Source organism: Actinosynnema sp. (assembly GCF_052038725.1).
On sequence record NZ_JBQGCX010000229.1, the window covers coordinates 1 to 5,231 of the forward strand.

Annotated in this window: 6 protein-coding genes and 2 tRNA genes; 1 reads left to right on the top strand and 7 read right to left on the bottom strand. The window is 68.8% G+C overall.

Annotated features, from left to right (window positions below):
- Positions 1-73: 73 nt before the first annotated feature.
- The 5 genes from smpB to ACTUAL_RS04470 form a co-directional block, all read right to left on the bottom strand.
- Positions 74-559, bottom strand: a complete 486-nt coding sequence (gene smpB / locus ACTUAL_RS04450; RefSeq protein WP_012783568.1) for an SsrA-binding protein SmpB — start codon at positions 557-559, stop codon at positions 74-76.
- Between the two features lie 30 nt (positions 560-589).
- Complete coding sequence (ftsX, locus tag ACTUAL_RS04455) at positions 590-1,492, bottom strand: permease-like cell division protein FtsX (protein WP_096491655.1); 903 nt, start codon at positions 1,490-1,492, stop codon at positions 590-592.
- Positions 1,493-1,530: 38 nt separating this feature from the next.
- On the bottom strand, positions 1,531-2,220 hold the full coding sequence (ftsE, locus tag ACTUAL_RS04460; protein ID WP_012783566.1) for a cell division ATP-binding protein FtsE: 690 nt from the start codon (positions 2,218-2,220) through the stop codon (positions 1,531-1,533).
- 210 nt (positions 2,221-2,430) lie between these two features.
- Positions 2,431-3,534: a peptide chain release factor 2 gene (gene prfB, locus ACTUAL_RS04465; RefSeq protein WP_440899359.1), complete on the bottom strand. Its 1,104-nt coding sequence runs from the start codon at positions 3,532-3,534 to the stop codon at positions 2,431-2,433.
- A 70-nt stretch (positions 3,535-3,604) separates the two neighbouring features.
- Complete coding sequence (locus ACTUAL_RS04470; RefSeq protein WP_012783564.1) at positions 3,605-4,105, bottom strand: PadR family transcriptional regulator; 501 nt, start codon at positions 4,103-4,105, stop codon at positions 3,605-3,607.
- Positions 4,106-4,552: 447 nt separating this feature from the next.
- On the opposite strand from ACTUAL_RS04470, the gene ACTUAL_RS04475 reads away from it, so the two are divergent.
- Positions 4,553-4,753: a hypothetical protein gene (locus ACTUAL_RS04475; protein ID WP_012783563.1), complete on the top strand. Its 201-nt coding sequence runs from the start codon at positions 4,553-4,555 to the stop codon at positions 4,751-4,753.
- Positions 4,754-4,816: 63 nt separating this feature from the next.
- Here ACTUAL_RS04475 and ACTUAL_RS04480 read toward each other — a convergent pair.
- Both ACTUAL_RS04480 and ACTUAL_RS04485 read right to left on the bottom strand, forming a co-directional pair.
- Positions 4,817-4,893: transfer RNA gene (locus ACTUAL_RS04480), tRNA-Met, on the bottom strand.
- A 216-nt stretch (positions 4,894-5,109) separates the two neighbouring features.
- Positions 5,110-5,183: transfer RNA gene (locus ACTUAL_RS04485), tRNA-Met, on the bottom strand.
- Between the last annotated feature and the right edge of the window lie 48 nt (positions 5,184-5,231).

Below are 5,231 nucleotides of genomic sequence, written 5' to 3' on the forward strand. Positions count from 1 at the left end.
GAGACCCCTAGATGCCCCCCGGTTGGTGTCCGGGGCCGCTTCGGCGTGCCTGTGCGGAGGGGGTCGGGGACGGCTAGTACCGGCCGCCCTTGCCCTTGAGCGCCCGGCCGTGGGCCTTGGCGATCTCCCGCTGCGCGTCGCGCTTGGCCAGGTCCTGCCGCTTGTCGTAGGACTTCTTGCCCTTCGCCAGCGCCAGCTCGACCTTGACGTAGCCGTCCTTGAAGTACATCGACAGCGGGATGAGCGACAGGCCGCTCTCCTTCGTCTTGCCGATGAGCTTCTCGATCTCCTGGCGGTGCAGCAGCAGCTTGCGCTTGCGGCGCACCTCGTGGTTGGTCCACGTCCCCGCGACGTACTCGGGGATGTGCAGCGCGTGCAGCCAGACCTCGCCGTCGTCGACCTGCCCGAAGGCGTCGACCAGCGACGCCCTGCCCATGCGCAGGCTCTTGACCTCCGTGCCGACGAGCACGACGCCGGCTTCGTAGGTGTCGAGGATGGTGTAGTCGTGCCGAGCCTTGCGGTTCGACGCGATCACCTTCTGACCGCGTTCCTTGACCATGCTGAAGACCTTACGCGAGCGGGCCAGCGGTTATAGGCGCACGTACAACCGGAGGGTGACGTAGCCGGTGAGCGCCGAGATCAGCACGGACACGCCGAGCAGGATCGGCGAGATGACCATGATGTCGAGCATCCCGAGCTGCGGCAGGATGCCGGAGGTGAACAGGTCGCCGAGCACCGAGTCGAGCGCGGTGACCTTGAACAGCATCAGGCAGGCGACGCCGAGCACGGCGCCGATGATGCCCGCGACCACGGCCTCGATGAGGAACGGCAGCTGCGTGTACCAGCGCGTCGCGCCCACCAGCCGCATGATCCCCACCTCCGTCCGGCGGGTGAACGCCGACACCTGGATGGTGTTGGAGATCAGCAGCAGGGCGGCGAACGCCTGGAGCGCGGCGAGCCCGAGGGCGCCGTCGCGCACGCCGTTGAGGACGTCGAACAGCCTGGACAGGAACTCGCCCTGGTCGCTGACCGACTTGACGCCCGCCTCGCCGCTGAACGCCTTGACGATCACGTCGGCGCGCTCGGGGTCCTCCAGCTTGACGCGGAAGGTCGCGGGGATGGCCTCGGGGCGGGCGAGCTTCACCAGCTCGGGCTGCGCCTCGAAGATCGTCTTGAACCGCTCGTAGCCCTGCTCGCGGTTCTCGTACACCACGGACTCGACCCCGGAGGTGCCCTCCAGCTTGGTGCGGAGTCCGGCGCACGGGTCCTGCGCGCAGTCCTTGTCGTTGGCGCTGACGTCGTTGGTCATCATGACCGCGACTTCCAGCTTGCCCTGGTAGTTCGCCTGCATCTTGTCGACCATGCGGACGACGAGCAGACCCATACCGAGCAGGAACAGGGAGATCGCGGTCGTGAGGATCATCGCGATCGTCATCGTGACGTTCCGGCGCAGGCCGGTGACGACCTCGCTGAACACGAAGCTGGTACGCATCGGGGGGAACGTTCCTCAGGGTCGGGGTTGGGTGGAGGTCAGCGGCCCACGCCGTAGACGCCCCGCTTGTCGTCGCGGACGATGTGGCCGTGGTCCAGTTCGACCACGCGGCGGCGCATCGAGTCGACGATCGAGTGGTCGTGGGTGGCCATCAGCACCGTCGTCCCGGTGCGGTTGATGCGCTCCAGCAGCAGCATGATGTCGTGGCTGGTGTCGGGGTCCAGGTTTCCCGTGGGCTCGTCGGCCAGCAGCATCAGCGGCCGGTTGACGAACGCGCGCGCGATGGCCACGCGCTGCTGCTCGCCACCGGACAGCTCGTGCGGCATCCGGTCGGCCTTGCCGTCCAGGCCCACCAGCTGCAGGACCTCGGGGACGACCTTGACGATGGTGTTGCGCGGCTTCCCGATGACCTCCAGCGCGAACGCGACGTTCTCCGCCACGGTCTTGTTGGTCAGCAGCCGGAAGTCCTGGAAGACGCAGCCGATCGACTGGCGCAGGCGGGGGACCCTGCGCCGGGCCATCTTGGCGACGTCGAAGTTGGAGACGTAAACGCGCCCCTTGCTCGGCACCTCTTCCCGCAGCAGCAAGCGCAGGAAAGTCGATTTGCCGGACCCGGAAGCCCCGATGAGAAAGACGAACTCACCTTTGTCCACCTCGACTGAAACGTTGTCGAGCGCGGGGCGCGTTGAGGTCTTGTAGACCTTGGACACGTGTTCGAGGCGAATCACGGGGGGAGTCTACAAGCGGCACAGGTAACGGTCACGTATCGGCCCACCCCTGTACGGAGGGTGATCCCGCCGGTGATCAGCGGCGGCACGCTGGGTGACCGCGACCGGCGCCGTTACCCGATCATGACCCGGACGTGGTCCAGCGCACGCCCCGGACACGGCGACGGCGGGCGGGCGCGGGGCCCGCCCGCCGTCGCGGGGTCACTGCGATCAGGCGGTCTGCCGCTGCTTGCGCCAGCGGATGCCCGCCTCCAGGAAGTCGTCGATCTCGCCGTCGAGCACGGCGGACGGGTTGCCGACCTCGTGCTCGGTGCGCAGGTCCTTCACCATCTGGTACGGGTGCAGCACGTAGGAGCGCATCTGGTTGCCCCAGCTGGAACCGCTGTCCTTGAGGGCGTCCATCTTGGCCTGCTCCTCCTGGCGCTGGCGCTCCAGCAGCTTCGCCTGCAGGACGGCCATCGCGGTCGCCTTGTTCTGCAGCTGCGAGCGCTCGTTCTGGCAGGACACCACGATCCCGGTCGGGATGTGCGTCAGGCGCACGGCCGAGTCGGTGGTGCTGACGCCCTGCCCACCGGGACCGGAGGAGCGGTAGACGTCGACGCGCAGCTCCTTCTCGTCGATCTCGACGTGGTCGGTCTGCTCGACCACCGGCACGACCTCGACGCCCGCGAACGAGGTCTGGCGGCGGCCCTGGTTGTCGAACGGCGAGATGCGCACCAGCCGGTGCGTGCCCTGCTCGACGCTGAGGGTGCCGTACGCGTAGGGCGCGGTGACGCGGAAGGTGGCGGACTTGATGCCCGCCTCCTCGGCGTAGGAGGTGTCGAAGACGTCGACCGCGTAGTTGTGGCGCTCGGCCCAGCGCGAGTACATGCGCAGCAGCATCTCGGCGAAGTCCGCGGCGTCGACGCCACCGGCCTCGGCGCGCACCGTGACCAGCGCGTCACGGGCGTCGTACTCGCCGGAGAGCAGGGTCCGGACCTCCAGGGAGGAGATCTCCTCGCGGAGCTTGGCCCGCTCGGCGTCCGCCTCGGCGGCGCTGCCCTCGTCGCCCTCGTCCTCGGCCAGCTCGTAGAGCACGCCGAGGTCGTCCAGCCTGCCGCGCAGCGCGGTCACGCGGCGCAGCTCGCCCTGCTTGTGGGAGAGCTGGCTGGTGACGCGCTGCGCCTTCTCCTGGTCGTCCCACAGGTCGGGGCGGGCCGCCTGCTGCTCCAGCTCCGCGACCTGAGCGCGCAGAGCGTCGAGGTCCATCACCGCCTCGATGCTGGCGAGCGTCGCGGAGAGGTCCTTGATGTCTGCCTCGACGTCCAAGTTCACGGCAGAAGGTTACGCCAGCGCCGGTCGCGCAGCGCGACCGGATTGCGCGCGCACGACCGGTGGGGACGGCTCAACCGGTGGGAATGGCGTCCAGGAGCTTGAGGACGGCCTTGGCGTGGGCCAGGGCGAACTCGGCGACGGCCTTGGAGTAGGCGTCCTCCGCGGTCTTCACGGCGGCCCTGGCGGCCTCCTGGTCGGCGCCGTAGGTCGCGCGGGCGGTGTCCACCAGGCCCTGGCGCTGCTTGGGCGTCAGAGACCCCGCGTGCACCATGCGCAGGATCAGGGGGCTGCGCAGGTGGTCCGGGCCGGGTTCGGTGAGCAGCCAGTTCTTGAAGGCCTTCTTGCCCGCCGCGGTCAGCACGTACTGCTGGCTGGAGCGGGGGCCCTGCTTGCCGAGGCGCAGCAGGCCCGCCTCCGCCAGCGCGGGGAGCTCGCGGTACACCTGGCTGCGGGTGACGCTGAAGAACGCGCCGAAGCGCTCTCCCGCTTCCGCAACGAGCTGGCCGCCGGTCTTGGGTCCGTCGTGCAGCAGACCCAGGAGGGCCGCTGCCGTCGCGTTGAGGTCCGACACAACGTCAACCGTGCCACGACCACGGGCAGGTGTCCACAATGGTCAGCCGTTCTGTCCACTGTGGCTGATCACGGGCTAGCGGCGTTGGGCCATGCGGAGCAAGGACAAGCTCCGCAGAGTGACCAGCGGGCGGCGGTGATCCACCCTTTCGGCCGCTTGATCGAGATTGTCCACGCGGAGTGGAAAGCTTTGGGGCGCAAGGCAATCGCCATCACGAGGAATCCTCAAGATCGTTGGCGACCGGTCCGGGTGATCACCCGAACGGCAGCGTCCGGACACGGCCCACTCACCGGCTGCATCGGTGCGACCGGGGTCCCCCGACCGCCGTTAGCACAACCCGGTGATCCCCGCTCCGCACACTGGCGGACCGGCCCTCCGGTGGGACCATTACCGCAGGTGTGCCCGTGGGTCGGGTGCAGGCCGTTCGGCGCGAGGAGGGTGACAGCTGTGGGCTTCAAGTGGGCTGGAACTAGCACCAAGGTCGTCCGCAATGCCCGTGCGTGGGCCAGCGGCACCGGACCTGACCAGGGGGCCAAGGACGAGTGCATGGTGTGCGGGAAGCAGATCCGCAGGCACCGCACCGTCAGCGGCGAGGGGCGCGTCTGCTCGCTGACCTGCGCCCAGTACTGGGCGGAGAACATGTCCTGAGCAGGCGCGCGGGCCCCAGACGGCGGAAAGGCCGGGTGCGGTGTGCGCACGGGGCCTTTCGCGTGGTAGCGGGGACAGGATTTGAACCTGCGACCTCTGGGTTATGAGCCCAGCGAGCTACCGAGCTGCTCCACCCCGCGTCGGTAAGGTGAACTCTACGCAGGAACGGGGACGAAGGCAAATCGCCTCCCCGACCGGCGGCGCCGCGCCGGAAATCCCCGCCGGACGCCCCGCCCGACGCACGCCGGCGCGGCACGACCTGCGGCGACGCGCGCACCCGCCGGGGGCGGCGGCCGATCGGCCGGAAATGCGAAAAATCCCCCCCCCGGAGTCCGGTGAGAGGATTTCCCTCTTTGTAGCGGGGACAGGATTTGAACCTGCGACCTCTGGGTTATGAGCCCAGCGAGCTACCGAGCTGCTCCACCCCGCGTCGGTAAGGTGAACTGTACGCGGAAGGTGGCGGCAAAGGCAAATCGGG

Coding starts and splice junctions, on each gene's coding strand:
- smpB (WP_012783568.1), bottom strand. CDS start 559: ATGGTCAAGGAACGCGGTCAGAAGGTGATCGCGTCGAACCGCAAGGCT.
- ftsX (WP_096491655.1), bottom strand. CDS start 1,492: ATGCGTACCAGCTTCGTGTTCAGCGAGGTCGTCACCGGCCTGCGCCGG.